Genomic DNA, 855 nt, shown 5'->3' with positions numbered 1-855 from the left:
CCCACCATGTCGAAGTTGCCCTCGGGGGTGTAGAACTTCACCGCGAAGCCCCGCGGATCGCGCCAGGTGTCCGGGCTACCCCGCTCGCCGGCAACGGTGGAGAAGCGGATCAGCACGTCCGTCTTCGCCCCCGGCTGGAACAGCGCCGCCTTGGTATAGCGACTGACATCGCTGGTCACCTCGAAGCGCCCGAACGCCCCTCCCCCCTTGGCATGCGGCTGGCGCTCCGGGATCCGCTCCCGGTTGAAGTTCGCCATCTGCTCGATCAGGTAGTGATCGTGCAGCACGATCGGCCCGTTCGGTCCGACCGTAAGGGAGTGTTCATCGCTGGAGACAGGGATGCCAGCATCCGTTGTCGTGGGCTTTCCTTTATCAGCCATGGCGAATCCTCCTGATGCCGCTGTCCGCGGCTACACCATCCTGGGGATATCCTCTACACCACTTGCAGCATGGTTCAGACGCAGGACGTCGACAAGGCGAAAAGCCATTGACGAACCGGGAAAAAGCGGGACGATACGCGGCTCACGCGGCGGTAGCGATGAACGTCGATGCAGACAGATGACAGGTTCCGGAAAGCTGGCCCTCGAGGATGAACAGCCGCGGCGCTGCCGCGAAATCGAACAACCGGTAGAGGTGATATTGCCCCTGCGCCTCCGCAGAGACATCCACCTCGTTGCGGGAGAGGAAGAACGGCGTGTCCTGGCCGTACTTGGTAGTCTTCACCTCGATCAGCCGGGGGGCACCGGAGGACTCGAAGGACAGGACATCGTAACCCGCTCCGTCGCCACGGGTCCTGGCGACATGCTCTATGCGTGCCGCCAGCGGTTCCCTGCCCGCCTGAATGAGCCGGGCGCA

Annotated in this window: 2 protein-coding genes; both read right to left on the bottom strand. The window is 63.5% G+C overall.

Annotated elements, in window-relative coordinates; genetic code table 11:
- A partial coding sequence (locus G7A99_RS21925; RefSeq protein WP_163144072.1) for a catalase occupies window positions 1–380 on the bottom strand: 380 nt, incomplete at its 3' end.
- A 142-nt stretch (window positions 381–522) separates the two neighbouring features.
- The coding region (locus tag G7A99_RS21920) for a DUF3883 domain-containing protein (protein WP_163144070.1) at window positions 523–855 on the bottom strand (333 nt) is incomplete at its 5' end.

The sequence above is a fragment of the Arhodomonas sp. KWT genome, assembly GCF_010993615.1.
This window is presented reverse-complemented; position numbering and strand designations above follow the sequence as displayed.